Origin of the sequence: Dyadobacter sp. CY343, assembly GCF_021390335.1 — a bacterium.
GTDB lineage: Bacteria > Bacteroidota > Bacteroidia > Cytophagales > Spirosomataceae > Dyadobacter.
On sequence record NZ_JAJUXK010000001.1, the window covers coordinates 22,060 to 47,197 of the forward strand.

Below are 25,138 nucleotides of genomic sequence, written 5' to 3' on the forward strand. Positions count from 1 at the left end.
AAAATCAGGCCATCGGGCCGGTAGTGTCGCTTCAAAAAGCTACTTAATGCCCTTCTGGATCAGGTTGAGCTGGCGGGTAGTAAGCTCATTTTTCATGCGGCGGGCGAGAAAGAACTCACTTTCGAAAAGTTTGATCAGCATATCGCGCTTCGCAAAAAGCCTGTCCCGCTCAGTTTCAGAAGCACTTTGTTCCCGGAGAACCTGCCACTTTTTGACCCTTATTTCATCAATTTCTTCCTGTAATACCTGGCAGTCAGCCTCCCAGTTGGAAGTATTGTCCCTGTAATCGCGCCGGTCATTCCTGATATTCAGCCACGATTGCAGGTCGTTGCGGAGAACGGTAATATTGCTTAGCAGTAATTTTCCCGCAAAAAGGAACAGGAAGAATACGAATATGAACAGGGCGAAAGCCTGCCACCAGGTTTGGTGCGTGATCACATTTGCAAATACAAAAAGCGCAGCTGCAAAAGGCAAACCCACTTCTTCCAGCAGCGATTTCCAGGTTACTTTCGATTCCGTATCGTGAAACAGAGAAATCTTGCCAAACAAACTGAACATACCCGCCAGGAAAACGCCGAGAGCGATCCATGAATTATCGCTAAAAACAGGCTTTAACGATTCCCGAATCAGGAAGAAGTTGCCAATGCACATCGCAATGCATAAGGTGATCCCGATTAATGTTCTGGGTAAATGATGTTCGCCAGCCAGCTTATCCGCAGGATGTTTCAGCTTCTCCTGCAATTCTTCGATCCGGTTATTTTTTTGACCGATAAAAAGGTTCAGTTCCTGGATCCGCTCATTTTGCTGTTCGATATTCGCGATATGCTCAGCCGCGAGATTTGAAAAGTACTTTTGGATTATATCTGTTTTCTCATGCGGATCAGATTCCGACAGGCCGAACAAAACACCTTCGTCGCGCAGCATATCTTCGTCTTCCAGCCAATACGGAATAGTTACTTCCACCCGCTGCAATTCCCGCACTTCCGGCTCAGCCTGAGCAGCTGCATATTGAACAGTAGCAGGCTTAACCTCCGCTGTTGGAATGCGCTTCTCGTCCGCGTAAACGGCATTTGATATGGAATTCTGATCTGTTTCGACAGGTTCGTCGTCGTAGTATTGGTTCTCGTCCGACTCTTTCGTACGGAACCAGTTCGCAATGTATTCAGTGAATTTGGCCATAGATTTTCATGGGTTAGCCTGCGATTATCCATGAAAACACGGAAATTCACTACATTATTGTGATGACCGGCATTTAAATAGCGTAACCCGCTCGGAACTAGGACATTTCGAACATTTGCTTCAATGCCTGCCAGAGTTTTTTCTTCAAATTACGGTCCGCTTCAATCACTACCAGCGGATCGGCCAACAGGAACCAGATCCCGTCGACATTTTTGGGGGTATAGGGCGCGAGCAGCAGGTCGAGGTGCAGCCTGATCAGCGGCACACCGAATGTGATGAAGAAATTGGTTCTCTTTTCTGAAAACACTTTTCGCGCATCCTGGCCGGGTAAAAAGCTAAAATTGAGAATATCTGCATGCTCGGTTGAATGCCCCACCGCTTTGAGGATATTATCTAAAAACAGTGCCTCTGAGGCGAGCATATCTTTCTGCTTTTGTTCGTCGATCAGGATCAGGACTTTGTGTTTAAGTTTTGGAAAATCAGGAGTGGCAGGCGGGGTAACAACCGGCGTCGCGTGAAGTATTGTTTTAGGCTCAGCAACTACGGGCGTAGAAACTTCGGGTACCGGCGTTTTTGCCTGAGGTTCCGGTAAAGTTTTCGCGGAAACCTCTTCTAGCGCAGGTTTGGCCGCTGCCGGAGCTGCAATAATATCTTCGGGCAGCTGAAAGAGCGTTTCATGCTGGTAAAGGATTTGAAACAATGCAGAAGAGCTCATTGGTTTTCAGCTTAAAGTTTACCCACAGAATAATCCGCAATACTCCATATCCCCAGCCGCTGTTTTCTCGCCTGTATTTCCAGATTTGCATATTCGGTACTGGTCGAATATTTCTTGAAATGTACCGCAAGTCCCTGCTTGACCAGTTCTTTATTCAAAACCCGGCCGTCGGGCAATACTACTTCGCCGAGTAGGCGGCCATACTTGTCGAAGTTACCTGCATGCCGGATCTGTACGGTTTTCCGAAAGCAGGCGTCGCTTGTGAATTGTTTGGCTACCTTATAAAATGGCCGGCCGCGCTCAGGTGAATTCACATGTAAAAACCGGATCCTGACCGGCATTCCCGCGCGGCGCCCCGTTTTTCTACCACTAAATATATATTTCAGTTCAATCGTATCCCCATCCTGTATTCCAATTACCTCCGCCCGTAGCGGGTTCGGGAGAGTTTGTTGCTGAATAGAGGATTCCCTGGAACTTGAATGGTTGACAAAGGCAGTTAATGCGAAAAAGCAAATCAGGGATGTCAGTTTCCCGATGGTCAGTTTTAAAAAAGATTGCACGCGTTTTTACTAAAATAAAAAATAGAAATAAGGGAGATAAGCCGGGTATTATTGTTCCAGCTTGTACCATTTGACGTTTTTCAGCGGAGTCCGGCGAGTCGAGGCGATCGTGGGGCTGTAGTGTTTTTCGAGATAATCGAGTACCGGCTTCTCTGTTTCACCCAGGTCCCAAAGGTTGTGATTTGCCTGCATCCAGCGGATCTTTTGTTTCCAGCCGTCGTGGGTAAACCGGTTATTCAGGATCAGTTTCGAGTTGTGGCAGGTAGTACACTGGGCTTTCACCAGGTGCAGGTTTTCGTCGGTAACCAGACCAGTTTCTTTGTCCTTTTTCAATGTATCCAACTTCAAAAGCGTGGCAGACTGTTCCAAACCAGCCCGATCTACATTCGACCCAAATGAAAAAAGCAGGATTCCAATACTAGTAAAAAAGATCAATAACAGTTTCATAATGTAGCTTTTAACCGACTTTCACCGCAATTCTCTCACACGCATTATTCAGGTAACCGCCAGGATTCCACGCCGGGATTACCATCGGCTGCGCATTACCTTTCGAATCGGTCGCTTTCACCCAAACTTCATAATATCCGTTTGAAGGAAATTTAATATTTGTATTCCAATGCTGCCAGGCAAGCCGATTCGCCGGCGTTTCGAGCTTGCATTCTTTCCAGGTAGAACCAAAATCGATAGATACTTCCACTTTCTTAACGGAAAGATCGCCTGCCCACGCATGTCCGCGCAATGCAAGTTCTTTATCCGGCGCGATCATAGCGCCCGATTTTGGAAAAGTGATCAGCGACTTCACCGGCATTGACTCAATAATCCGGAAATACTGGTCCGTTTGCGGAACATCTTCACCCGGCGCAACCGGACTTTTAGGCATTCTGTAACTATGTCCCTCCATTTTCGCCCCGTCGTGCACCTTGTTACGCACCGAAATACTGCTCAGCCATTTCCCTGAAACCGAAGCCGGCCAGCCACCGATCACGAGCCTGAGCGGGTAACCGTGAAATTCAGGAATATCCTTTCCATTCAGTTGCCAGGCGATCAGTGTCTCATTTTCCAATGCTTTTGCAATAGGTACCCCGCGTGAAATCGCCTCTTTTTTCGGGTCGCGGCTCAGGTGCTGGTCTTTGCCGTGATATCCAATATAAACCGCATCGTCTTTAATCCCCACATCAGCCAGAATATCCTTCAACCGCACTCCGGTCCACGAGGCGCAATGCACCGCGCCCTGGCCCCACTGGTTTCCCGAAGCCTGCGGCTGGAAACCCGACCGGCCATTCCCGCCGCATTCGAGTACAAGCTGGTAAGTATAGGTTTTGAATTTCTTTTTAAGATCTTCCAGGGTATAGGTTTTCGGCGCTTTCGCGGATTCTCCGTCAATAGTAAGCGTCCACTTGCTTACGTCGAATTTTTCGGGGATGAGTCCGTTATTTCGGATAAACATTTTTTCGACCGGCGTGATCTTGTCGTCCAGCAAATGCACCGGCGATTCCACATTCCAGGGTTTATCTCCCTGCACGATCATTTCCGGATTTTTACCTTTTAATGCGTCGCCCTCATCCCATTGCAGGGGTACATATCCTTCGGGCATTTTATCAGCAAATACCATTTGACTGCCCAAAGCAGTGCCAAGAACAGTTAAGCCGCTCTTCTTCAAAAAACCTCTTCTATCTAATGCAGGCTTCATTTTGGATTCAGGAAAAATTTCTTGTTCGATAACCAAATTTAGATAATCCTGTCTGGTTACCTAGTCCGAAAGCCGATAATAAGGAAATTTTACACAAAAAAAGAGGCTACCAACCGGTAGCCTCAAAGTCAAGAATAGTGCGTTGTAACACTTCGAACTTACTGTCACATACAAGTGTATGTATACGTCCAACAGGGGAAGATTTACTTTAAGGTTTTATGAATGGACCTGCAATTGCAAGTACTGCTTCTTTGGTCAAAGGCTCGTCAAAAGCTTCTGAAATGGCTGCATCGGTCTTCGAAGCTAATCCTTTCAGGTCTTTTCCGCCTTGTGTCAGATTATCTTCGCCAGCATAGATAGCAGGAACTGCGCCTTCTTTTCCGGTGATCCAGCCTTTCATTGCCGCATTTCCGGTAACGGAAGCAGCCAGTCTGCGTACAACCGCCGCGTGACGCGCTTCCACCGAGTGAACCTGCAATGCATATTCAAGGATCTGAGGATCACCGATCAATGCACCAGCTTGTCCTTTGTAGGCACGCACGCCGGTATCTTCCAGGGCGCTGGATACAGTTACAAACGTTTTGTAATTAGTAAAAACATCACCGAATGCGCCGCCGTACTGGAAGTCGAAAGACGGTTTTGCGATTGCTTTTGTACCCAAAGCTTTTACAAGAAATGCAACGTGCTGCGTTTCGTGTTTGCCAATCTGGGTGAAAATGGTTTTATCCGTCGCAGGGATCAGACCGGCGGCTGCATTACCTGCTTTGTAAAATTCGTCTTCCAGGAATTCCAGCGTCAATGCATAGTTCAATACATCCACTGCACCGGCAGACTGTGCGAAAGCTTTGTTGACGATACTTGCAAAAACGGTCGGTACTGCCACAGTCGCCAGTTTTGAACCTACCTTACTCATAAAATGACGGCGGGTAGCATATTCAAGCCTGCCTAGTGCGTCACCGTCAATTTTTTGAAAATTGTCAATTATTTTAAATATATCCATGATTTCTGATTCAGATTAAGTGGGAAGATTATTTACCGACGTTGGCTCCTGTGATGGTTTCTTTAACGTAACCCTTTACAGCATTCAGAATATCGGCAGGCGCGATCGCCTTATCCATTCCATTTGCATCCAGGATATCATCACCGGCAAAATCAGCCGACTTAGGATTGATCAGATCACGGATTACCGCCGCGTGACGGGCTTCCACTGAAACGATCTTGCCAGCCAATAAAAGGTTTCCGCCGTCTTTCAGCAGCTTGCCCGCTCCGTTGTAAGCAGCTACGCCTGTATCTTCAAAAAGCTTGGCAGCACCCAGTACCGCGTCCTTTTTTGTGAAGTCAATACTGGCGAAATTTGGAGTAAGTCCTTTGATCGCCTTGTCGCCCAATGCAGCTTTGAAAAATTCTCTGTGAATGATCTCGTGGTCGCGGATATCGGTCAGGATCGTTTTTTCGGCGTCGGTCATTCCCATGTAAGGTGTGGTAATTACCTGCGAATAAAATGCAGCTTCCAGTTGTTCGAGTGCGTATGCATAGTTAAGTACACCTACGTCGCCTGAGCCCAGGTCAACAGTATCGCCGTTGCCTCCTGGCATTGGTTCTGTTTCATCGTCTTTACAAGCGCTTGCGAGTGCAATGGTACCCAGCGAGGTAGCGATACCTGCTGCTCTCAAAAACGAGCGCCTGTTTACCGGCGATGTTTCCCCTTCTCTTTTACCTGAATTGGTTTCTGGTTTCAATAGTTTGTTCATAGCTTCAAAGGTTATTGAGCTCTCTCGTACATCGAAAGATTTGCAAAGACCTACGCCACTAAAAATGCTTTAGATCGAAAGGGGAAGAAAAAGCGGGAAGCGATGTATTCAGTAGGAGCAGGGCTAAAAAACAAAAAGAGCCTATTTCTAGACTCTTTTTGTTTTCAGACTAACCGATGAAATTCTCAATAACGTTGAGTAAATAATGCCATCCAGGTATTCAATCAATGAATGTATAGCGCTAATTTCGGGGATGAGCGTGTAGTATAATTTCTATTTATGACTCTTAAATGAGTTCGACACAAATATAAGTGATTCTGTTTCGTTTCAGATAGTACGATTCAAAATATTTTGAACAAATTTCGTTGTCATGCACAACCTATGGCAGATTTAAGGATTTTGTAATAAAAATTCTGATTTTGTGTCCAACAGTACATTTTTCTCAACGCTTCACCATTTCGAAAAAAGTGCTGTAAAATTTTTTTAGAGCGATGAAATCTGTTCTTTTGTCCCCGGTCTGCGGGCATAAGTTCTTGCCTGCTGCCTGACTTTACATTAAAAACAAAACTATGCGAAAGCTCATTTTTGCCACTATTCTGGCCTTGCTCGCAATATGTAATCTGCCTTCCGGAAAGCTCCGTGCCGCGAATCTGCCACATATACCCATCGCCCAGGAAAAGGTGGCGGTTAGACCGGAAGATCTGCCCGAGGCAGTTAAATCGACACTTGCGTCCGATGATTACGCGGAGTGGAAAGTTTCCAGCGCCTATATTGTAAAAAGAGACAATAATGCGCAGTATTACGAGATCAATCTTAAAAAAGGAGAGGAATCGTTAACAGTGAATCTGGACAAATATGGCCGGAAAGTCGATTAGCCGTTTTCTGAATTAATTTTACAAAAGCTACAATTAAAAGCCGGGCATACTCCGGCTTTTTGAGCTTACTTTTTATAATTTTACGTTTATCCCGCTCGTTAGTAAGCTATTTATTTTTGACCTACTTAATATCCCATGGCTCATCTGCTCCTCGTTGAAGACGATACAACTTTCTCTAAACTGTTGACCAATTTTCTTGGTAAACACGGGCATCAGGTTAAGGTTAGTTCGAATCTGAGAGAGGCCAGAGAGATCATTAGCAACAATCCTGATGGTCCATTCGATGTGCTTATGCTCGACTACCGCCTGCCGGATGGGAACTCGGTTGACTTCCTGAAAACGCTCCGCAGCGAAGGTAACAGGACAGCTGCATTCATTATGACCAGCTTCCACGATGTGCGTACTGCGGTGACTGCCATGCAGATAGGCGCTTTTGATTACATTACCAAGCCTGTGAATCCGGAAGAGCTGCTGATGGTTTTGAGAGAAGCGCTCAACAAAGGAGAAGTAACCAGCGTGAAGGCTGCGCCGAAAGTAAAGGGAAATTCGAAGGTGGATAGTCAGTCGCTGGATTTTATTGAAGGTAAAAGTAAGATCTCCAAGCAGCTTTACGAATATGTGCGTTTAGTGGCACCGACAGATATGTCCGTAATCATTCAAGGTGAGAGTGGTACTGGGAAAGAACACGTAGCAAAATCTATCCACAAGCTTAGCAAGCGCAGCAGCGGACCTTTTGTTGCGATCGATTGCGGGTCGCTTTCGAAGGAATTGGCAGCGAGCGAACTGTTCGGGCACAAGAAAGGGGCGTTTACAGGGGCATTGATGGATAAGATCGGTCAGTTCGAAGCTGCCGACGGAGGTACGCTTTTTCTCGACGAGATCGGTAACCTGGGCTACGATGTTCAGATCAAGCTGCTTCGTGCATTGCAGGAGCGCATTATCGTGCCGATCGGCAGTACGCAGCAGGTGAAAGTGGATGTGAGACTGATCGCTGCAACAAACGAAGACCTGATTTCAAGTGCAGCCGCAGGCGATTTCCGGGACGATCTTTACCACAGGTTGAACGAGTTTAAAATTGAAGTACCGCCACTTCGCAAAAGGGGAGAGGATCTGGCAATATTTATTCAGCATTTTGTGGATAAAGCCAATAGCGAGCTCGACAGAAATGTGCGTGAGCTTTCGAAGGAAGTGCTGGATATTTTTATGAAATACGATTGGCCGGGTAACCTGCGCGAGCTCAATAATGTGATCAAAAGGCTTGTATTGTTATCGAAAGAAGAAGTTGCAACTTCTGGCGCATTGCCGGCTGAAATGATCACTGCAATGGAAGATACCCCGAAAGCCAGCGGCTCGGACCTGAAAGCTTTGCAGGAAACGCATGAAAAAGAAATGATCGAGAAAGTGTTGCAGGAAGTGCGTTACAATAAAAGTAAGGCAGCGAAACTCCTTAATATTGACAGGAAAACCCTGTATTATAAAATCGAAAAATATCACATTGAATAAGCCAACGCTTTACCCTCGATCTGCTCGATTACACCACGGGCTCTTTCGGTAACACGCTCCATTTCCGGCACAGAAACTTGCGAAGGATCTTCCCGTAATGCTAACTCAAAGTTCCTAAATTGAGCTGAAAGCTCCCTGGCACCTATCTGACCCGTCCGTCCCGCCATTCTGTGCATGATTTCGGTTACTTTATCCAGTTCCCGCGTTTCAATATGAAGTTGGAGAGCCTCCACATCTGTGCGTGAATCCTTTACGAACTGTTCCAAAATTTCGCGCAATAGTCCATCGTCGCCGAAAGTCATTTGATTGAGCATCGTGAAATCGAGTTCTTCGGGCTCAGGTTCTTCGGTAGCTATTACCTCGGGAGACGAGGAGGATTCCAGCAGTTCAAGCAAATCGTTTGAATGAAAAGGTTTCATCAGATAGCCGTCAAAGCCGAGATTGAGCAGATTCGCACGTTCTTCCGGTAAAGCCTGGGCTGTAAGCACAAAAACCTTGACATCCTGCCCGGCGATCTTGCGGATCCGTTTGCAAAGCTCAGCGCCATTCATACCCGACATACGCATATCGGTCAAAACAAACTTAACCTGATTGTCCCACGGCCTGCTCAGTACTTCTTCTGCGGACGAGAATGAATTATGCGGAATGCCGTTCATTTCGAGAACGGAAGAGCACCATTTCAGGATGAAGGTATCATCGTCCACCAGCCATACTTTACCGGTAACATGATAGTTCTTTTCCGGAGCTTCCTCTGTCAATTCCAGTGTGTCAGCTTTTTTCATACTGGTGGTTACAAAAAAAGTTGTGCCCTGCCCTGGGCTGCTTTTGACACGAATATTGCCCTCCATTCCTTCTACGAGCGCTTTTACAATGGTCAAGCCTAGCCCAGTACCGCCGAAACGTCTTGAAATAGAGGAATCAGCCTGTTCAAATTGATTGAAAACCCGCTGTACCTGCTCCGGCGACAACCCGATTCCTGTATCTGAAATAGTATACTCAACCTGTATTTTGTTGTTTAATTCAACACTGGCAACCCTCAGCACAACTTCTCCGGTATCCGTAAATTTGATCGCGTTGGTAAGCAGATTGTAAAGTACCTGTCTCAATCTGAAAGGGTCACCGCAGAGATACAGGTTGGCGGGAAGGTTGTTTTCCAATCTCAGGACCAGATTTTTGGTCGACGCACTTGGCTTCAAAACCTGTATTACTTCATTCAGTAACGGACTCATCGCAAATACACGTTCTTCAAAAGTGAAGCGGTCGGAAATAATGCGGCTGTAATCAAGCACCTCATTGACCAGGTACAACAAGTGCTCGGATGCGGAATGGAGCGTTTCGAGATCCTGCTTTTTAGGCTTATCGACTTTTTTAAGTGCTTCGGTATAACCGATAATAGATTGGAGCGGCGTGCGGATTTCGTGGCTCATATTAGATAAAAACCGCTGTTTGGCCATGCTATGGTATTCGGCTTCCTCTTTTGCTTCTTCAAGCTGGCTCCGATAGGTATTGCTTCTGGAAATATCTGCAAATATCAGGTAGGCGAGTAATGCAGTCAAAAAGAAGAAACCCAGCATTACCCATTGCAGCATATCCACACTTTTAGCTACCATTTGATTGGCCTGGTAGCTGTCCTGGTTGGATTGGCTCAATACCTCGCTCTCGACCTCCTGCATGACGTTAAGCAGCTCGTTTACAAGTGCATTACCAGCTGTTGCAAGTTCTTTTTCCTTGTCTACGAAACTCGTGGTCCTCTTTTTCTGAGCCTTTTCAATTGCGTGAACGGCCTCATCTACCTTCTCGATCGTACTGTCTTCCTGAGCAACCGAAATCGTGTCGACCTGCACATTCACTTCCTGTTTCTGAACAACTTTATTAGGCTGTACAGGTGCCTTTTTCGCTTTTTTATTACCCCCAAAAACCCTGTTAAAAAAGCCTTTTTTCTCGGCCGCTTTTTGTGCCGAATCGGCAACTTCAGTATAAATAGTGGTAGTAGTGGTCCTTTTTTCTGTTTTGACTACAGTACTGTCCGGTTTCAGTTTGGTCGTGATCAATCCGGAAATGTTCTTAACCTCGTCTTCAAGCGTTTTGGTGTCAACAAGCTTTGATCTTACTGTCACATAGTTGCCGTAAATCTTCTCTCTTTTGCGGAGGATCGTTTTCATGGAATCGATCCGGATGATCTGTAAATCATCCCCAATGCTCATGTCGCTCAGCGAGTCAAGCGTGGCGACCAGCTCGACGGATTTGGCGAGTACTTGCTCCGTATGTTCCTCGTCGCTAGCCCTACGTGCGTTCTGTAAATGGTCGAGTTGCAGGATATTTTTGAAGATCTTATTGACCAGCCTGAGTTTATCATTAGGCGTGGAGATCATTTCGACCCGGCCAAGGATTTCCTGAAAGGCCAGTTTACTGATCAGCCACGAAGCGCCTAATGCGATAGACGCAACGATAAACCCCAGAAAAATCTTGCCTTTAACAGATTTCAAGAAAGACGGGTCGCGTAAAGTGGACATAACAGACTAACCATATTCAATATCAACTAACGCATTTCAGCTGCAAAAACGTGCAGTTACAATGCATCTGTCTGATAGAGTGTGAATATAACTGATTTTAAATAAAGAAAATATTGGTGAAAACGCAGAAAAGGTTGCCCGGGAAGCGGGCAACCTTTTCGAAACAAAATAACAATATCAATGCAGTTTACTTCGCAAGTGAATTGATCCAGGCAGCGATTTTCATAGCATCTGCTTTCGGAACCTGCGGCATTGGAGGCATTGGAGTTGCGTAGTCCGGCCAGTTTTCAGGCTTAGGACTATAGATCAGATCAACGATCTTCTCATTCGTATACTTGCGTTTAGCAACGTCCAGGTAAGACGGTCCAACTACCTTTTTGTCAGTTGTGTGACAAGCGAGGCAGGTGTTTCTTTGCAGGATCGGTTTTACTTCTTCAAAAGTCGGCGCTTTCGCTACGTCAGCCTTGCCAGCTGCGGGCTTGCCTTTTCCGTCTGGCGATACGTGCTCTTTTTCAGCAGTACCTGCCGAAGCAGAAGTAGTTCCAGGTTTCGTGCCGCCCGATCGGGTCGTCTTTAATTCCGATACTTTCAGTTTTTCACCATCCGGAATATTGTTCAACGTATAATATGCATCGGGATGAACAAGCGACCAGCTGTTTGTAGCAGCTCTTACGCCTTCCAGTGATATTTTGTGAACGTAATATTGCTTCATTCCAGCGAGCACAATGCGTACCTTTTTGTTATCGTCAGAAACTTTTACGCCCGTGATCTTTACATCTTCCGTATTAATAGGAGGGCTGCCGTAAACCGGGTAATGCTTGTACAGATAGCTGCTCACGTTGTAAGAATCCAGATCTTCGGCTGATTTGCGATCAACCGGCATAGTAAATTCTATTTCAAATCCGTCCGGCTGCGCTTTTACCGTATACATTTCAAAAGGCATTTTACCATTCCAGACAAGACGCTGCAAACCCTGGTTCGCGTCGCCTGCTGAACCCCAACCGCGGTTTGTTTCACCTACAAACATCGATCCGTCCTTGTCAAATGCCATTCTCAATACACCCGACTGGAATCCGCTGCGGAAACCAATACTCGCGCCCTGATATTCACCTTTAACTTTTTCCAAAACCACGCGCATGATATTGCTCTGGCCCTGGTCGCCCACAAATACCTGTCCGGTAAATGGACCGAATCCGCCTTTTGTATCATCCAAAATCAGCTCAGAAGTAGAAACTCCGTGTACACCATAAGGCAACCAAACTGCCGGCAGCTGCACCATATCATATTTTTCTTTCAACTGATACAGAAACTGGGGCTTCTCGTTCATCGTATTCTCCGGCTTGATCGCACGGCCGTTCGCGTCCTTGTTCTGGCGGTTATCTCTTTCTGCGAAGAATTGCTTTTCGGTCAGTTTCACAGGCGAGTTAGGAAGTCCTGCCCATTTCAAACCAGCAGGGTGGCCCATAAAGCCGCCTTTTTTAACCTGGAAAATCGCGCCTGTTCCCATCCAGTCGCCCTGGTTGTCGGTATAGAACAGTTCGCCGTTCAGCATGCTGATACCTGCCGGGGAGCGAACTCCTGTTGCGTAAGGCTCGTATTTTCCATCATTTGTAATATGGAAGATCCAGCCTCTTGTCGGCACGCGACTTTCGCCTCTCCACCATTCTTCGTCACCAAATGCTACGTTACCGCTCACATAAAAGCTTCCGTCCGGCGCCAGTTTTGGTCCAAAAGAATATTCATGGTAATGTCCCGAAAGTGGCCACTGATAGACCGTTTCATAAACATCGGCCTTTCCGTCGCCGTTTTTATCGATCAGCTTCGTAAGCTCGCCGCGTTGTGCGCAATACAATGCACCTTCTTTGTAAGCAAGTCCGAGGATCTCATGCAAACCTGTCGCAAATTTCCTGAAATAAGGTGTGCGGCTGGTAGGGTTATCCACGATCCATACTTCTCCGCGACGCGTTGAAATCGCCAGTGAACCGTTTGGCATCGTCGTCAAACCACCAACTTCGAGGATTATACCTTCGGGAATAGGTGGGGTGATGATCTTGTAAAAATCTTCTTCCTTAGGCGACTCCTGCGCTTTCAGCACGGTTAGCGTAGCCAAGAAAATGAATGCTATCTGAATTAATTTTTTCATTATCAATGAGGTATCTTAAAGGATTTGATCAGAACAGGATGGAATATTTTACTTCTCCATTGGAAACCGGTACCAGCAATTCCTGGCGTCCGTCGATGCTTCTGATTTCGGGTTTCATGTTTTTGTCGGCCAACTGGATGTAATACGATTTGTTGTCCACCGCATACAGTACGTCTGAAAGCTTTTCGATATTCGAACCATCAGCCAGTCTCGCCACAAGTCCTTTGGCAGGATTGTTCACTCTCACGATCCGGTCAAAATATTGGTTATTTACTACCGAAACATAGTCCGTTACCGTCGAGCCAAAAGCCTGGTACTGAAATGTAGGTACATCCTGATCGTCCAATACATATCCTTTTGGACGGTAGCCGCTTCCTGTTGTGTCAGTAGCCCATTTCGTTTTTCCGGTAGCTTTACCCAGTAACATATCGTCGCCCAGCAAAGTCACGCTTCCGCGCGGACGCGAAGATCCGTCGCCGCGATCGTGCCACATCGGCGTAGCATCCAGGAATTCGCCTCTCCAAACCTGCAGTACGGTTCCTTTGTCCATATCATAGGTATAATGCAGGTTAGTTGGGCTGCCCACTGAAACGGCATGTACTGCGCGCTGTCTTTTACCTTTATCATCTTTTCTGAAATCCATGAAACTGCGGGTAATCGTATTGGTACCAGCTGTGATCAGGATAGGGTCGGTCGCGCCGGCAGGCATTGCCGAGCTTTTGCTATGGAAAGCCATTTCGCGGAAACCTGGGCCACTTACCCAAAGTCCCAGTACCGGACGCATCCAGCCGTCTTTTTTATTATTGAATATCTCGATCGTGTGATCGCCTTCTTTCAGATTCACTGAACCTGTGCGGAATTCGTTATTGTTCTTCCACTGTGCATCGATCACGAACTTGCCGTCGATTTTCAGGTAAGAATTTCCGGAAGCCTGTAATTTGAAGTTGTATTCCCCCGCAGTAGGCGCATTGTATCTGCCTGTGTATACGTAAGAATAGTTGTTGTTTTCTTTCAAAATCTCCCAGCTCAGAGCTTCCGACTTACCTGTTTCTGCAGGCGTCATTTTGGTGAGATCTTCTGTTTCCGAAAGTGCGCCGTAGTAAGTTTTGTAGGCCAGGTCAGAAAGTGTCCCTGGTTTTTTATCAAAATTGTTGATCACTATATTCTTGATCGCCAGCGAACCGTGGTCACCCTGAATGCGGATCGGACCCATTGCTACGTCTTCTGCTGTCAGAGATCCGCGGGTCGGGCCGCTTACTTCTACATTTTCGTGGATCGTTACACCATTTAATATGATAGAAAGGAATACTGCATTGGAAACCTTTTTACCGTTGGCATCGAAACGCGGGGCCTGGTAGGAAATCTTGATGTTCTGCCACAAGCCAGGCGCTTTTGCTACATTAAAACGGGGCGCGTAACCTTCGTATCCTTTCTCACCTTCCGGCTTTGAATCGTTCCAGCGTTCGTAAATACCGCCGCAATCGTTGTATTTGGCGCCTTTTTTACCCCAGCTGTCGAAAAGCTGAACTTCGTAATTTCCTTGCAGGTATATACCCGAGTTGGAACCTTTGGTCAGCATGAAGTCCATTTCAATGTCGAGGTCTCCGTGCTTGAAGTTGGAGATCAGTTCGTACTGGTTGCCGTACTTTCCTTTTTCATGAATGCAGGCCAAAACACCTTTTCCGGGTGTTGTTACCAACGTGTTTTCTTTTGAGATATCCGCAGAAGCATTTCCCACGATTTTCCAGTTGTTGGATTGGGTAGTAAATGCACTGAGATTGTCAAGAGGAATAGGTTGCTGGGCATAAGCGGATTGGGTTACAATTATCGCTATGCCGCAAACGATCAATTGTAAAAATGAACATGTGACTTTAAACATACTTGGGTAAGCTTGGTAGGTTTTAGATTAACACTGGCCGTAGAACGCCGAAATGCGGTGCAAATTACGTGATAAGAATCGGGAAAATTGCATTTAATTAGATGAGAATCGCTAACCTTGCTACTTTTGGTAATCGGTGCGTTCTTGCGCCTTTTCCAATCAGTTTTATCTGACTAAAACAGTTTATCTTCAAAATGAAAAAATTATTTCTTACCGCGTTCAGCCTGGCTGCTGCATTTGCCGCTCACGCGCAGTTGCAACCAGCCAAACAAACTCCCGAATCAAGCGAATTGTGGAGCCCGGTACCGCGGGTAGTAACGCCCGGAAAAGCTTCTACTGCGGTTTCAGGATTTACAGCTCCTTCTGATGCAATCGTACTTTTTGACGGAAAAAACCTGGATGCGTGGGTTTCGGGAAAAGATGGGAAAGCTGCTGCGCCCTGGACAATTGCCGACGGCGCAATGACTGTTGCTCCGAAATCAGGGGATATTCAGACCAAACAGACTTTTGGCGATTACCAGCTGCACATTGAATGGAGAACACCTGCAAAAGTGGATGGAAGCGGACAGGGACGCGGTAACAGCGGTATCTTTATGCAGGGTATTTACGAATTGCAGGTACTCGACAGCTATAATAATGCAACCTATTCCAACGGACAGGCAGGCTCTATTTACAAGCAAACCATGCCTTTGGTAAATGCAGCAGTAGGGCCGGGCGAGTGGCAGACTTACGACGTGGTTTACACTGCGCCGCATTTCAACAAGGACGGTCAAATGACCATTCCGCCTTACATTACCGTGATCCACAATGGTGTTCTGGTTCAAAATCATACGATGATCCAGGGAACTACGCCTTACGTGGGCCAGCCGACGATCGAGCCGCATGGAAAAGGGCCGATCAAATTGCAGGACCACAACAATACAACGAGCTTCCGCAATATCTGGATCCGCGAATTGTAAGCGGCCGGCGACCGGCGCCCGGCGCCCGGAAGGTATTCAGGTACAATAATTTTAAAAGGCTTAAACGGTTTACGGATCGTTTAAGCCTTTTTTGTTTTTTTATTAAATTGAAATCAATATCCATTAAAGTGCGATTATGCAGGAAATTGAACCCTATTATAACTGGGAGAAACATTATATAGCCAGTCACGATGAGCGGTCCCCATTTTACGGCCGTACCTATAATCTTGACTATTACGAAAATGCGATTTACGGCTACTATATCCACCCGCTTTGGGACGATATCGGCTCGGAGACGCTGTACGTGAAGATCATTTTTGCCGATTATTTGAAAAAGTATGTGATTGTCGAAATGTTCGGTGAATGGAATGACGCGCTCCATAATGATATTATGTTTCTAAAAAGGCAGGTGATCGATCCGCTGGTGAATGAGGGTATTAACCAGTTTATATTAATGGGTGAAAACCTGCTGGACTTCCACGGCGGCGAGGACGATTATTATGCAGAGTGGTTTGACGATATTGAAGACGGGTGGATTGCGGCAGTCAATTTCAGGGAGCACGTGGAGGAGCAATGGAAGAAGTTCAGGCTGGACTATTACATCAATTTCGGAGGTACCTTACAGATCGGCAACTGGCGGACGTTACAGCCCGAGCCGTTTTATGAATTGGTTAAAAAATTGATGATTAGGAGGTTAGAGTAGAGAAACGGTGCCGCATTTCTTGCAACGTTCCGAACTCCTTTGTAGCTTACGATTTCAAGCTAATCTACTTTTTAACCTTAACCTTGTTTCCTATGGCCGAAAATGACAAACCACTTCCGGATGATGCAGCAGAATCGCTGGAAAACAAAACAGAAGAGCTGAAAGCAACAACCGCAGAAGCCAAGGATGAAATTGTGGAGGAGGTACTGGAAATAAAGGATAATGCGAACGAAGTAGTTGCTGATGAGGCCGACGAGCTGGAAATAAAAGCAGAATCAGCGCTGGCCGACGCAGAAGACACTGCCGACGGGATTAAAACAGAAGTGTACGAAACTGCGGAAGACCTGAAAGCAGAGGCGGAATTGAAAATAGAAGAATCGAAAGAAACGGTGGCTGAATTGCAGGAAGAAGCCACGGTGGAAGTGGAGGAAGTGCAGGCCGCTGCGGAGGAAAGGGTAGAGGAGGTGAAAGGAAAAACAGGCGGATTTCTGGACGAGCTTTCGGAAAAAGTAAGTGAATGGAAAGAGGTCGCTGAGGATAAATACGAAGATTTGAAAGAAGACGCGGCCGAAGCATACGAAGACGCCAAGGAAATCGCGGCGGAAAAGCTGGCAGAAGCAAAGGTGAAGGCGGCTGAGCTGCAAGTGAAAGCGCAGGCGGAATATGAAGAACTGAAAGAAACGGCTTCTGAAAAAGCAGTCGAAACCAAAACAAAAGCAAAAGGTTTCTGGGCCAGATTGTTTGGTGGATAAAGCTTATCGTTAATCTGAATGCATTGCCTGATCTCACGGTCAGGCTTTTTTATTTAAAAATCACAGCGGTTACAACGATGTAGCGTGCATTTTGATCTAACAGATATTCCGATTCACCTTATAACGACAGATACATGAAAATCTCAAAACCAATTCTTCAGGCAGTCGCAATAGCAGTTGCGCTCAGTACCATTACCGCCTGTGCCGATATGGACATCAAGCCCGGCAAAGAAAAGAAGTCAAATGCACGAAAACTAGATCCGTGCCCAGCCTGCGGAATGGGTTAATCCGCTTTATACAATGTCCCGGATATTTTCTGCTATTGTCTGTAATCTGGATACTCATATCCTGCAAGCGTCTGTTCCGTTGTTTGAAATGGAAAAGGTGGAGGCGATCGAGTGGTCTTTTGATTCCCTTTTCAAAGTCGATACCATTCCCGAGTGGTTTACGGATTTGGTCAAAGAATTTAGCGACCATAACAGACTGATCGGTCACGGCGTTTACTTTTCTTTATTTTCGGGTAAATGGTCGCCCGAGCAGCAGAACTGGCTTTCACAGCTCAGAAAACTATCTGGCGAATTTCATTTCGATCACATTTCCGAGCACTTTGGTTTTATGACCGGCAGCGACTTTCACAAAGGTGCGCCGCTGGGTATTCCTTTCAATAAATCAACACTGGCGATTGGCCGGGACAGGCTCGCAAGAATCCAGGAAGCGTGCAATTGTCCTGTCGGTCTGGAAAATCCGGCATTTTCCTATTCTTATGAAGAGGTCAAAAAGCATGGGGACTTTCTCAATCAATTAGTAGAAAGTATCAACGGTTTCATTATCCTCGACCTGCACAACCTGTATTGCCAGTGCCACAATTTCGATATCGATTTTGAACAAATGCTGGCCTGCTATCCTTTGGAGCGGGTTCGGGAAATTCATATTTCGGGTGGAAGCTGGGAAATGGCAATAGAAGAAAGGCTGATCCGGCGGGATACCCACGACGACGCGGTTCCTGAAACGGTATTTGCATATCTTAAAAAAGCATTGCCACGTTGCCCGAACCTGAAATTTGTGGTGATGGAACAGTTGGGCACTGCATTGGATTCAGTGGAGAAGCAACAAGCTTTTCAGCAGGATTTTTTTCAAATGGACAAGATGGTTAAGTCTTTTGAAGAAAATTCAAACTCAATCCAAACCAAACATTTTCTCCCACTCACTGCACTTACTTTACAAAGTCAGCCCGTAGAAGATCTGTTGCTGGCAGCGCAGCAAATGCAATTATCCTCTATTTTGGAAACAGCTGTAAACCTGGACCACGCCCGGAAAATGCTGATTTCTTCTAATTTAAATAATAGCGACTGGCATATTGAACAGTGGCAGCCGCACATGCTGAAAACGGCAATTGATATTGCGCAGAAATGGAAAGACGGATTTTAGAAGTTGGTTTCTTATCTTGATGGCACAATTTTGTAACCTGATCAAGCAGAAGCTCAGGCTTCTCGTTTCTCAACCAAAACTCCTTCTGATGTCACAGTCCACATTTTCACTTCCTTACAAGCATCCATTTACTCCCGACCCCAAGTACAAAAAATCAGTAGCCTATTTTTCAATGGAATTCGCCGTCGACCAGGCGCTGAAAATATATTCCGGCGGACTCGGTTTTCTCGCCGGTTCTCACATGCGGAGCGTTTATGCATTAAAGCAAAACTTGATCGGTATCGGAATGCTTTGGAAACACGGATACTATGACCAGGGAAGGAAAAAGGATGGTAGTATGCAGCCGGAGTTTCGCGAAAAAATGTATTCTTTTTTGACCGACACCAATATCCGTTTTCAGATTCCTATTCTAGAAAAACAGGTTTGGGTAGCAGCCTATTACCTCGATCCGGAAGTATTCACGTCGGCCCCGCTTTTCCTGCTCACAACGGATACAGATGGAAATGACGAAGATACGCGGGCAATCTGCTATTCATTATATGATGCGGATGTTACCCTAAAAGTAGCCCAATGCATGGTGTTGGGCATAGGCGGCGCGAAGCTTCTGGAACAACTGGACTACGAGCCGGAAGTGTATCATTTTAACGAGGCGCACGCTGTTTCAGCGATTTTTAGTTTATATAAAAAACACAAAACAGTAGCCGAGGTGAAAAAGCGCGTGGTGTTCACTACACATACGCCGGAAGAGGCAGGGAACGAAAAACATGAGATACACTTTCTGGAAAAGTTGGGTTTCTTCTCAGGTTTAGATATTGAAACTGTGCGTAAAATAAGCGGTGTTAAGGAGAATATCTTTAATCACTCTCTGGCTGCATTAAGTTTGAGCCGCAAGGCAAACGGCGTTTCCAAGTTGCACGGAGAAGTGTCCCGGGATATGTGGAAAGCACATCCGAAAATTGCGCCGATCGATCATATTACGAACGCGCAGAATAATACCTATTGGGTTGATAAAGAGCTGGAAGAAGCGCGGATTAACAAAGATCTTGATAAAATTGCCGCACGTAAAAAAGAGTTGAAAGCTGTATTGTTTAAAACAGTTGCCGATCAATGCGGGAAAATATTCGATCCAAATGTACTGACTATCGTGTGGGCGAGACGTTTTGCAGCCTATAAAAGGCCGGATATGCTGGCCTGGGACGTAAACCGGTTTACTAAAATGATGCAAAATGCGCAGCAGCCGGTGCAGGTAATCTGGGCCGGGAAACCTTATCCGAAAGATGAAGGTGCTGTGAATACGTTCAACAAATTGTTCTACATGAGCCACCATTTCCCGAATATGGCTGTACTGACGGGCTACGAGCTCGCTTTGTCAAAATTGCTGAAAGATGGTTCGGACGTGTGGCTGAACAACCCGGTCGTAACCCGCGAAGCTTCGGGTACCAGCGGCATGACAGCCGCCATGAATGCCTCTTTGAACTTATCGACTTACGACGGCTGGATCTGCGAATTTTCAAAGGACGGCGAAAACTCATTCCTTCTTCCAGTTGCAAAAGGCGAAGATATTAACAAACAGGATTGTGATAATCTGCTGGAAAAACTGGAACGCGAGGTGATACCAACCTATTATAACAACCAGGCTAAATGGCGGCAAATGGTACTGAACAGCATGAACGACGTTAACGTCGAGTTTAACTCCGACCGTATGGCGCGGGAATATTATGAAAAGTTGTACTAAGCCGCAGGATAACTGATGGAGATAGTGTGAGGTAAAATTTGTAAATTGTTTGAAAGAGAACTTCCAAAATGATGTAGAGATGAATATGCCAGTTCAGTTCAAAGTGGGGGATTTGATAAGTGAGGATGGATTTTTCGAATTCTGTCAGATGAACGACGACGCGCTTGACTTTGAGCGTGATAAAAATGGAAATATCATCACTATGTCGCCATCTGGAAGCTTAACTGGCAATTTTGTGTCAAATATTCTGATCTATTTTGGCAGCTGGTTGCTGCGAGAAAAGATTCCGGGAAAAGTGTTTGATTCCTCAACTGGTTTTACTTTACCAAATAGTGCGGTTAGAGCACCGGATATTGCCTGGATCAAGCTGGACAGATGGGCCGTTCTGCCTGAGGACGACAAAGAGAAGTTTGCGCATATTTGCCCGGATTTTGTGATTGAAGTCCGTTCCAAATCTGACAGCGTGGCATATCTTAAAAACAAAATGCAGGAGTATCTCGAAAACGGTTGTGAATTGGGCTGGCTGATTGACAGGTTTGAACAGCGGGTCTACATTTATCAGCCAAATCAATCCGTTATTGAGCATCGCCATTTCAATTTCCAACTTTCCGGAAAACCCTTATTTCCTGGGTTTGAAATTAATCTGAGTAAACTAGAAAATTCCTGATCAGGCGATCTGTCTTGCTAAAATTGCAATACCTTCTTCAAACGAATGCGGCTCGTAGCCCAAAATTGCATTGGCTTTTGTGAGTATGAAGCCGGTGCGTGGCGGGCGGCGGGCCGGTTGCGTGAATGCGGACGCGTCGGTTGGGGAGATCAGGGATTTGTCGAGATGAAAGTAGTCGGCGGCCATGATCGCCATTTCGTAGGGGGTAAGGAAATCCTTTCCGGAAATGTGGAATATACCTTCGGATTCCTGATCTGCAATTAGATAGCATCCAGTTGCCAGGTCCTCGGCGAGCGTTGGAGTACGGTACTGGTCGGTTACTACTTTGATTGCCTTACCTTCTTCCAATGATTTTTTAACCCAGAGAATAATATTGCTCCGGCTCATATCGTGCGCTATCCCATATACGAGCACTGTTCTGGTGATCGCAAACCGGATTCCTGAACTTAATACCGCTTTCTCGGCTGCGTATTTGCTCCAACCGTAGAAGCTGATTGGATTCGGTTTATCTTCCTCAGTATACGGTCCTGATTTTCCGTCAAATACGAAGTCTGTGGAAAGATGTTGGAGGAAAATATCAAACCTGCCGCACACCGAAATCAGGTTTTCTACCGCTGTCACATTCAGCTTCCAGCAGGCTTCCTTCTCCATTTCGCATTGATCCACATTCGTCATTGCGGCAGTATGGATCACTACGTCCGGGCGAATTTGGGAGATTACTTGTTCCACTTCCTGCACGTCAGTGACATCCATTTCGAGAAACTCGTATCCCTCCTGAAAAGGTAACCGGTTCCCACCCTTGGCCGTCGCAAACGTCCGGACATTGTCTTTTGCAACCAGCAATTCGACCAATTTCTGGCCTAAAAGTCCGTTGGAGCCGGTTATGAGTATTTTTTTCTGTTCCAAAGATCTGTTAAGCTTCGTATTTCCAGCCGTATTTTCTGGTGATTTTTTTCTTCTTCATGTTTTTCACCGAAACTTTGATCGAAATATCCTTTTCCGGCCGGTCTCTCTCGTTTTTTTCCAGCGAAGCAATTTTGTCGATCACTTCCATACCATCAATCAGCTGACCAAATACGGTATAAGATCCGTCCAAATGCGGTGTGCCTCCGATAGTTTCGTAGACTTTCCGTTGCGCATCCGTCAGTTTCCTGGCTGCCCGCGCTGCCTGTTTGTCAAGATCGATCTTACTCCATTTTCTGCCTTCTACAATATAAAACTGGCAGCCACTTGACTCCTTTTTAGCATTATTATCCCTTGCAGCTGCTAATGCACCTTTTTGGTGATACAGTTTAGGATTAAATTCAGCCGGAATCTTGTAACCGTTTTCACCTTTTCCCAGATTATCTTCCGGTTTGGCGTTTTTCGAATCAGGATCTCCACCCTGGATCATGAAATCGTCGATCACGCGGTGGAAGAGTGTTCCGTCGTAAAAGTTCTCTTTCGTGAGTTTGAGGAAATTTTCCTTGTGTTTGGGGGTTTCATCGAACAGGATAAAACGCATTGTTCCCTGGTTTGTCTCGATAGTAACTACCTCGTCTTTTTTTGATTTTTTCTGAGCAGAAACGCTAAGTGAATACAGGCACAGAAGTGCCAGGACAATCGAATTTTTGTTTTTCATAGTACTATTTTGCGGCTAATACGTTTTTATTCGCTGGGTAAAACTGGAATTTTAAACCATAATCTTTCCCCTCCGAAACATCTTCCATATTAACTCCTACCAATTTATTATTCCACATGATTTTCTTGCCTTCCTCTTTTGGAGCGCCATAATTCTCGCTGAAATAGCGCTGGCCGGCTCTCCAAAGCTGTTTTGTCGCTTCCGGGCTGTTGAGGTACACATCCACAGTGATCTTATTGACTTTTTTATCCTTATCAAAAAAATACTGCACATCGATCGTTTCCAGGCGGGATGTTTCCTGCGTGTAACCCAGGTGGTCCGGAGCTTCCTCGAACATTTCGAAAGTTTCCGCCGCTTTGACCTTACTCACCGCGTCCCCGAAAGATACGCCCCGCAGTATGGTTTCGTCACTGGCTTCGGACTCGCCCAATATCGTTTCGAGTAAAGCAGATTGATCGCTGTTCAGGTCTGACGCCGCGGGTTGTTCTATCACAACCGAATCGGGAGCCTTTTCCGTCTTTTCATTTGTTTTGGTATCGCAACCTCCTGCTGTCAGCAAGAAAACGATTGCGCTGGCACCAATCATGCAATATTTCATAGTAGTAGACTTTTTGTTCATTCAGTAAGGTTTGATGTCCGGTAAAATAGTCGTGCCTTTAAAAGGTCTTCCCGTCTGCCCACGCAATTTAGCTATAAATCCATTTTCTGAAAATCAAATCAAAATTCCCTGGAAATGTTGAAAAAGAAGCGTTTCTCTGCCTGTGCATTCAGTGTTACATTGAACCGCATTACAATATTATAAAAAGTAACGAGGTCGAGCCCGGCACCCGCGCCATACAGCATCTTGTTCCCCAATCTGGTGTTGCTTAGCTCAGGGTAACTGTTTTTTACATAACCCGCGTCTGCAAAAGTATTGAGGTAAGCCGCCAGCGGAACCGTATTGAACTGGCGGATAGGAATGAACGAAAACTGTTTCTGGATCGCGAAGAGCCGGTATTTAACCTCATTTTTGATCAATGCATAATCCTGTCCGTCAACAACATAAAGTTCATAACCGCGAACGAGGTCATTTCTGTAACCGAGCCCGATCGTTTGCAGATAAGGCTGCCGCTTTGGAAATGAAAGCCTCCCGCGCAGCCCCGTATTAAAAAAGAACTTCTTGCCCAGCGGGACATATTTGCGGTAAGAACCGTAGAAATACAGCGTATTAATATTGTCGCTTGGAAGCAGGCCGATTTTAGAAGCTTGTAAACCAAATGTTTGCCCCTGCAAAGCATATTGCACATTATCCCTTTTATCGTAGCTGAAAGTATAGGTCAGTTGCAGGAAATGCTGCTTTTTTCTTCCGTCGAGGATATAATTAGGATTGAGTATCGCGATGGTATCAGAGATCCGGGTTTGGCTCCACCTCAGGTCAAGCGAATGAAAAGTGTAATATTTATTACGGCGGGTTAAACTGACATAACTGTAAAAACGCTGCCGGTTGATATCCTCGCTGCTCAGATATTGCAGCTTGTCACGCCAGGTGCGGAATGCAGTAGTCTTATTGATAGAATAGGAAGCACCGATCGTAATGCCGGTCTTTTGTGCTTTGTCAAGGTACGGGAGCGTATAAGCGATTTCAAATTTGGGAATAAACCCGAATTCCGCCAGAAAGCGCAACTTATCAGCTCTGCCTGTTAAATTTCCGTAGCTCAGATAAGCCCCGTAAGTTGTTCTGGATAAATCTCTTTTACGCTCGTACCACCATTCATTGAAATTCCTGTCGGCCAGCTGAAATACGGGCAATGCGATGAGATACCACCTTTCCTTCACCACCACCCGGATATCCGTGTGCACAGAGTCAGGATTAGCCTGCGTCAGCATTTCGACGGTAATAAAAAGATTGGTATTGACGACCTTCCTCCGGTCGATTTCGAGCTTTTCTTTCAAGGTCTCCGTCGAGAGACGGTCGCCAGTTCGAACCTCTATTTCACGAAGAATAATACTGGTGCGCGTCTTGTGGTTCCCTTCCACCTTTACTTCTCCCACCACGACTGTACCTGAGCTGTCAGGTGCAACGGTCTGAGAATGAGCGTATCCGGTAATGGTTAGAAACAAAAATAAATAGTAAAATCCTCTATAATACATTCTTCACAGCCTGGTTTCCATAACCGAAACGAATCTTTTCCTGAATATGGTGAAAATTTTGATAAAGCTTATCTCTCGCAGTAGTCCATAACCCTGCAACGCCAGTATTCTTGACATACCTAACAAGCCAAGCCATGTCACTTTCCCGGGTGGAAAAATTGATAGAGAAGCTCATAAGCAACAAGCTTTCAGGGGAAGAAGTGTCTGAACTGCTTGCCGGTATTACAAGCGAAGAGCAGCAGCAGGAATATTCGGAAGTTCTGGAAGCCTACTTTTATCAGCTTCTCAAAGAGGAGCAAAAACACGAAAATCAATCTGAAAAATCAATCTGAACC

25 protein-coding genes are annotated in these 25,138 nt (G+C 45.9%); 10 read left to right on the plus strand and 15 right to left on the minus strand.

Annotated elements, in window-relative coordinates; genetic code table 11:
* Positions 1–39 precede the first annotated feature (39 nt).
* The 7 genes from LZG94_RS00115 to LZG94_RS00145 form a co-directional block, all read right to left on the minus strand.
* Complete coding sequence (locus LZG94_RS00115; protein ID WP_233789795.1) at positions 40–1,179, minus strand: hypothetical protein; 1,140 nt, start codon at positions 1,177–1,179, stop codon at positions 40–42.
* 97 nt (positions 1,180–1,276) lie between these two features.
* Positions 1,277–1,894 carry a hypothetical protein gene (locus LZG94_RS00120; protein ID WP_233789796.1) on the minus strand — a complete coding sequence of 206 codons (618 nt, stop codon included), beginning with the start codon at positions 1,892–1,894 and terminating at the stop codon, positions 1,277–1,279.
* Positions 1,895–1,905: 11 nt separating this feature from the next.
* Complete coding sequence (locus tag LZG94_RS00125) at positions 1,906–2,454, minus strand: thermonuclease family protein (RefSeq protein ID WP_233789798.1); 549 nt, start codon at positions 2,452–2,454, stop codon at positions 1,906–1,908.
* 48 nt (positions 2,455–2,502) lie between these two features.
* Positions 2,503–2,901 carry a hypothetical protein gene (locus LZG94_RS00130; protein WP_255700571.1) on the minus strand — a complete coding sequence of 133 codons (399 nt, stop codon included), beginning with the start codon at positions 2,899–2,901 and terminating at the stop codon, positions 2,503–2,505.
* A gap of 10 nt (positions 2,902–2,911) precedes the next feature.
* Complete coding sequence (locus LZG94_RS00135) at positions 2,912–4,144, minus strand: sulfite oxidase (RefSeq protein WP_233789800.1); 1,233 nt, start codon at positions 4,142–4,144, stop codon at positions 2,912–2,914.
* 208 nt (positions 4,145–4,352) lie between these two features.
* Positions 4,353–5,144 carry a ferritin-like domain-containing protein gene (locus tag LZG94_RS00140; RefSeq protein ID WP_233789802.1) on the minus strand — a complete coding sequence of 264 codons (792 nt, stop codon included), beginning with the start codon at positions 5,142–5,144 and terminating at the stop codon, positions 4,353–4,355.
* A gap of 28 nt (positions 5,145–5,172) precedes the next feature.
* Positions 5,173–5,895 (minus strand): ferritin-like domain-containing protein, encoded by a 723-nt coding sequence (locus LZG94_RS00145; protein ID WP_233789803.1) that lies wholly within the window; start codon positions 5,893–5,895, stop codon positions 5,173–5,175.
* 569 nt (positions 5,896–6,464) lie between these two features.
* Between LZG94_RS00145 and LZG94_RS00150 the strand changes: the two genes are divergently transcribed.
* A complete protein-coding gene (locus LZG94_RS00150; RefSeq protein ID WP_233789805.1) occupies positions 6,465–6,770 on the plus strand; it encodes a hypothetical protein in 306 nt (101 codons plus the stop codon).
* Between the two features lie 135 nt (positions 6,771–6,905).
* On the plus strand, positions 6,906–8,273 hold the full coding sequence (locus LZG94_RS00155) for a sigma-54 dependent transcriptional regulator (protein ID WP_233789807.1): 1,368 nt from the start codon (positions 6,906–6,908) through the stop codon (positions 8,271–8,273).
* Here LZG94_RS00155 and LZG94_RS00160 read toward each other — a convergent pair.
* The 3 genes from LZG94_RS00160 to LZG94_RS00170 form a co-directional block, all read right to left on the minus strand.
* Complete coding sequence (locus LZG94_RS00160) at positions 8,261–10,786, minus strand: ATP-binding protein (protein WP_233789808.1); 2,526 nt, start codon at positions 10,784–10,786, stop codon at positions 8,261–8,263. The two genes, LZG94_RS00155 and LZG94_RS00160, sit on opposite strands and share 13 nt — an antisense overlap.
* Before the next feature lie 187 nt (positions 10,787–10,973).
* A complete protein-coding gene (locus tag LZG94_RS00165) occupies positions 10,974–12,929 on the minus strand; it encodes a c-type cytochrome (RefSeq protein WP_233789810.1) in 1,956 nt (651 codons plus the stop codon).
* A gap of 28 nt (positions 12,930–12,957) precedes the next feature.
* Complete coding sequence (locus LZG94_RS00170) at positions 12,958–14,808, minus strand: family 16 glycoside hydrolase (RefSeq protein ID WP_233789812.1); 1,851 nt, start codon at positions 14,806–14,808, stop codon at positions 12,958–12,960.
* 194 nt (positions 14,809–15,002) lie between these two features.
* On the opposite strand from LZG94_RS00170, the gene LZG94_RS00175 reads away from it, so the two are divergent.
* The 7 genes from LZG94_RS00175 (at position 15,003) to LZG94_RS00205 (ending at position 21,052) form a co-directional block, all read left to right on the plus strand.
* Positions 15,003–15,767, plus strand: a complete 765-nt coding sequence (locus tag LZG94_RS00175) for a DUF1080 domain-containing protein (RefSeq protein ID WP_233789814.1) — start codon at positions 15,003–15,005, stop codon at positions 15,765–15,767.
* A 136-nt stretch (positions 15,768–15,903) separates the two neighbouring features.
* Positions 15,904–16,470 carry a hypothetical protein gene (locus tag LZG94_RS00180; protein WP_233789816.1) on the plus strand — a complete coding sequence of 189 codons (567 nt, stop codon included), beginning with the start codon at positions 15,904–15,906 and terminating at the stop codon, positions 16,468–16,470.
* 92 nt (positions 16,471–16,562) lie between these two features.
* Positions 16,563–17,222 (plus strand): hypothetical protein, encoded by a 660-nt coding sequence (locus LZG94_RS00185; RefSeq protein WP_233789817.1) that lies wholly within the window; start codon positions 16,563–16,565, stop codon positions 17,220–17,222.
* Positions 17,223–17,356: 134 nt separating this feature from the next.
* Positions 17,357–17,509, plus strand: a complete 153-nt coding sequence (locus LZG94_RS00190; protein ID WP_233789819.1) for a hypothetical protein — start codon at positions 17,357–17,359, stop codon at positions 17,507–17,509.
* Between the two features lie 13 nt (positions 17,510–17,522).
* Positions 17,523–18,650: a DUF692 family multinuclear iron-containing protein gene (locus LZG94_RS00195; protein ID WP_233789821.1), complete on the plus strand. Its 1,128-nt coding sequence runs from the start codon at positions 17,523–17,525 to the stop codon at positions 18,648–18,650.
* Between the two features lie 88 nt (positions 18,651–18,738).
* The gene (gene glgP, locus LZG94_RS00200; RefSeq protein WP_233789823.1) at positions 18,739–20,385 is read left to right on the plus strand and encodes an alpha-glucan family phosphorylase; all 1,647 of its coding nucleotides are present in this window, start codon (positions 18,739–18,741) and stop codon (positions 20,383–20,385) included.
* Between the two features lie 49 nt (positions 20,386–20,434).
* Positions 20,435–21,052 carry a Uma2 family endonuclease gene (locus LZG94_RS00205; RefSeq protein WP_233789824.1) on the plus strand — a complete coding sequence of 206 codons (618 nt, stop codon included), beginning with the start codon at positions 20,435–20,437 and terminating at the stop codon, positions 21,050–21,052.
* On the opposite strand, the gene LZG94_RS00210 is transcribed toward LZG94_RS00205, so the two are convergent.
* The 5 genes from LZG94_RS00210 to LZG94_RS00230 form a co-directional block, all read right to left on the minus strand.
* Positions 21,053–21,958: an NAD(P)-dependent oxidoreductase gene (locus LZG94_RS00210; protein ID WP_233789826.1), complete on the minus strand. Its 906-nt coding sequence runs from the start codon at positions 21,956–21,958 to the stop codon at positions 21,053–21,055.
* 7 nt (positions 21,959–21,965) lie between these two features.
* Positions 21,966–22,673, minus strand: coding sequence for a peptidylprolyl isomerase (locus LZG94_RS00215; protein ID WP_233789827.1), 708 nt, complete (start codon positions 22,671–22,673; stop codon positions 21,966–21,968).
* Positions 22,674–22,677: 4 nt separating this feature from the next.
* On the minus strand, positions 22,678–23,271 hold the full coding sequence (locus tag LZG94_RS00220) for a hypothetical protein (protein WP_233789829.1): 594 nt from the start codon (positions 23,269–23,271) through the stop codon (positions 22,678–22,680).
* 119 nt (positions 23,272–23,390) lie between these two features.
* Positions 23,391–24,803, minus strand: coding sequence for a BamA/TamA family outer membrane protein (locus LZG94_RS00225; protein WP_233789831.1), 1,413 nt, complete (start codon positions 24,801–24,803; stop codon positions 23,391–23,393).
* A complete protein-coding gene (locus LZG94_RS00230) occupies positions 24,793–24,939 on the minus strand; it encodes a hypothetical protein (protein ID WP_233789833.1) in 147 nt (48 codons plus the stop codon). The genes LZG94_RS00225 and LZG94_RS00230 overlap by 11 nt, the downstream gene beginning before the upstream one ends.
* Here LZG94_RS00230 and LZG94_RS00235 point away from each other — a divergent pair.
* The gene (locus tag LZG94_RS00235; RefSeq protein WP_215234358.1) at positions 24,938–25,135 is read left to right on the plus strand and encodes a hypothetical protein; all 198 of its coding nucleotides are present in this window, start codon (positions 24,938–24,940) and stop codon (positions 25,133–25,135) included. The genes LZG94_RS00230 and LZG94_RS00235 overlap by 2 nt on opposite strands.
* Positions 25,136–25,138: the final 3 nt, after the last annotated feature.

What these genes read in the sequence shown, in the direction of transcription:
- LZG94_RS00115 (WP_233789795.1), bottom strand. Translation starts at nt 1,179, where the DNA reads ATGGCCAAATTCACTGAATACATTGCGAACTGGTTCCGTACGAAAGAG.
- LZG94_RS00120 (WP_233789796.1), bottom strand. Translation starts at nt 1,894, where the DNA reads ATGAGCTCTTCTGCATTGTTTCAAATCCTTTACCAGCATGAAACGCTC.
- LZG94_RS00130 (WP_255700571.1), bottom strand. Translation starts at nt 2,901, where the DNA reads ATGAAACTGTTATTGATCTTTTTTACTAGTATTGGAATCCTGCTTTTT.
- LZG94_RS00135 (WP_233789800.1), bottom strand. Translation starts at nt 4,144, where the DNA reads ATGAAGCCTGCATTAGATAGAAGAGGTTTTTTGAAGAAGAGCGGCTTA.
- LZG94_RS00140 (WP_233789802.1), bottom strand. Translation starts at nt 5,144, where the DNA reads ATGGATATATTTAAAATAATTGACAATTTTCAAAAAATTGACGGTGAC.
- LZG94_RS00145 (WP_233789803.1), bottom strand. Translation starts at nt 5,895, where the DNA reads ATGAACAAACTATTGAAACCAGAAACCAATTCAGGTAAAAGAGAAGGG.
- LZG94_RS00150 (WP_233789805.1), top strand. Translation starts at nt 6,465, where the DNA reads ATGCGAAAGCTCATTTTTGCCACTATTCTGGCCTTGCTCGCAATATGT.
- LZG94_RS00155 (WP_233789807.1), top strand. Translation starts at nt 6,906, where the DNA reads ATGGCTCATCTGCTCCTCGTTGAAGACGATACAACTTTCTCTAAACTG.
- LZG94_RS00160 (WP_233789808.1), bottom strand. Translation starts at nt 10,786, where the DNA reads ATGTCCACTTTACGCGACCCGTCTTTCTTGAAATCTGTTAAAGGCAAG.
- LZG94_RS00165 (WP_233789810.1), bottom strand. Translation starts at nt 12,929, where the DNA reads ATGAAAAAATTAATTCAGATAGCATTCATTTTCTTGGCTACGCTAACC.
- LZG94_RS00170 (WP_233789812.1), bottom strand. Translation starts at nt 14,808, where the DNA reads ATGTTTAAAGTCACATGTTCATTTTTACAATTGATCGTTTGCGGCATA.
- LZG94_RS00175 (WP_233789814.1), top strand. Translation starts at nt 15,003, where the DNA reads ATGAAAAAATTATTTCTTACCGCGTTCAGCCTGGCTGCTGCATTTGCC.
- LZG94_RS00180 (WP_233789816.1), top strand. Translation starts at nt 15,904, where the DNA reads ATGCAGGAAATTGAACCCTATTATAACTGGGAGAAACATTATATAGCC.
- LZG94_RS00185 (WP_233789817.1), top strand. Translation starts at nt 16,563, where the DNA reads ATGGCCGAAAATGACAAACCACTTCCGGATGATGCAGCAGAATCGCTG.
- LZG94_RS00190 (WP_233789819.1), top strand. Translation starts at nt 17,357, where the DNA reads ATGAAAATCTCAAAACCAATTCTTCAGGCAGTCGCAATAGCAGTTGCG.
- LZG94_RS00195 (WP_233789821.1), top strand. Translation starts at nt 17,523, where the DNA reads ATGTCCCGGATATTTTCTGCTATTGTCTGTAATCTGGATACTCATATC.
- glgP (WP_233789823.1), top strand. Translation starts at nt 18,739, where the DNA reads ATGTCACAGTCCACATTTTCACTTCCTTACAAGCATCCATTTACTCCC.
- LZG94_RS00215 (WP_233789827.1), bottom strand. Translation starts at nt 22,673, where the DNA reads ATGAAAAACAAAAATTCGATTGTCCTGGCACTTCTGTGCCTGTATTCA.
- LZG94_RS00220 (WP_233789829.1), bottom strand. Translation starts at nt 23,271, where the DNA reads ATGAAATATTGCATGATTGGTGCCAGCGCAATCGTTTTCTTGCTGACA.
- LZG94_RS00225 (WP_233789831.1), bottom strand. Translation starts at nt 24,803, where the DNA reads ATGTATTATAGAGGATTTTACTATTTATTTTTGTTTCTAACCATTACC.
- LZG94_RS00235 (WP_215234358.1), top strand. Translation starts at nt 24,938, where the DNA reads ATGTCACTTTCCCGGGTGGAAAAATTGATAGAGAAGCTCATAAGCAAC.
- LZG94_RS00230 (WP_233789833.1), bottom strand. Translation starts at nt 24,939, where the DNA reads ATGGCTTGGCTTGTTAGGTATGTCAAGAATACTGGCGTTGCAGGGTTA.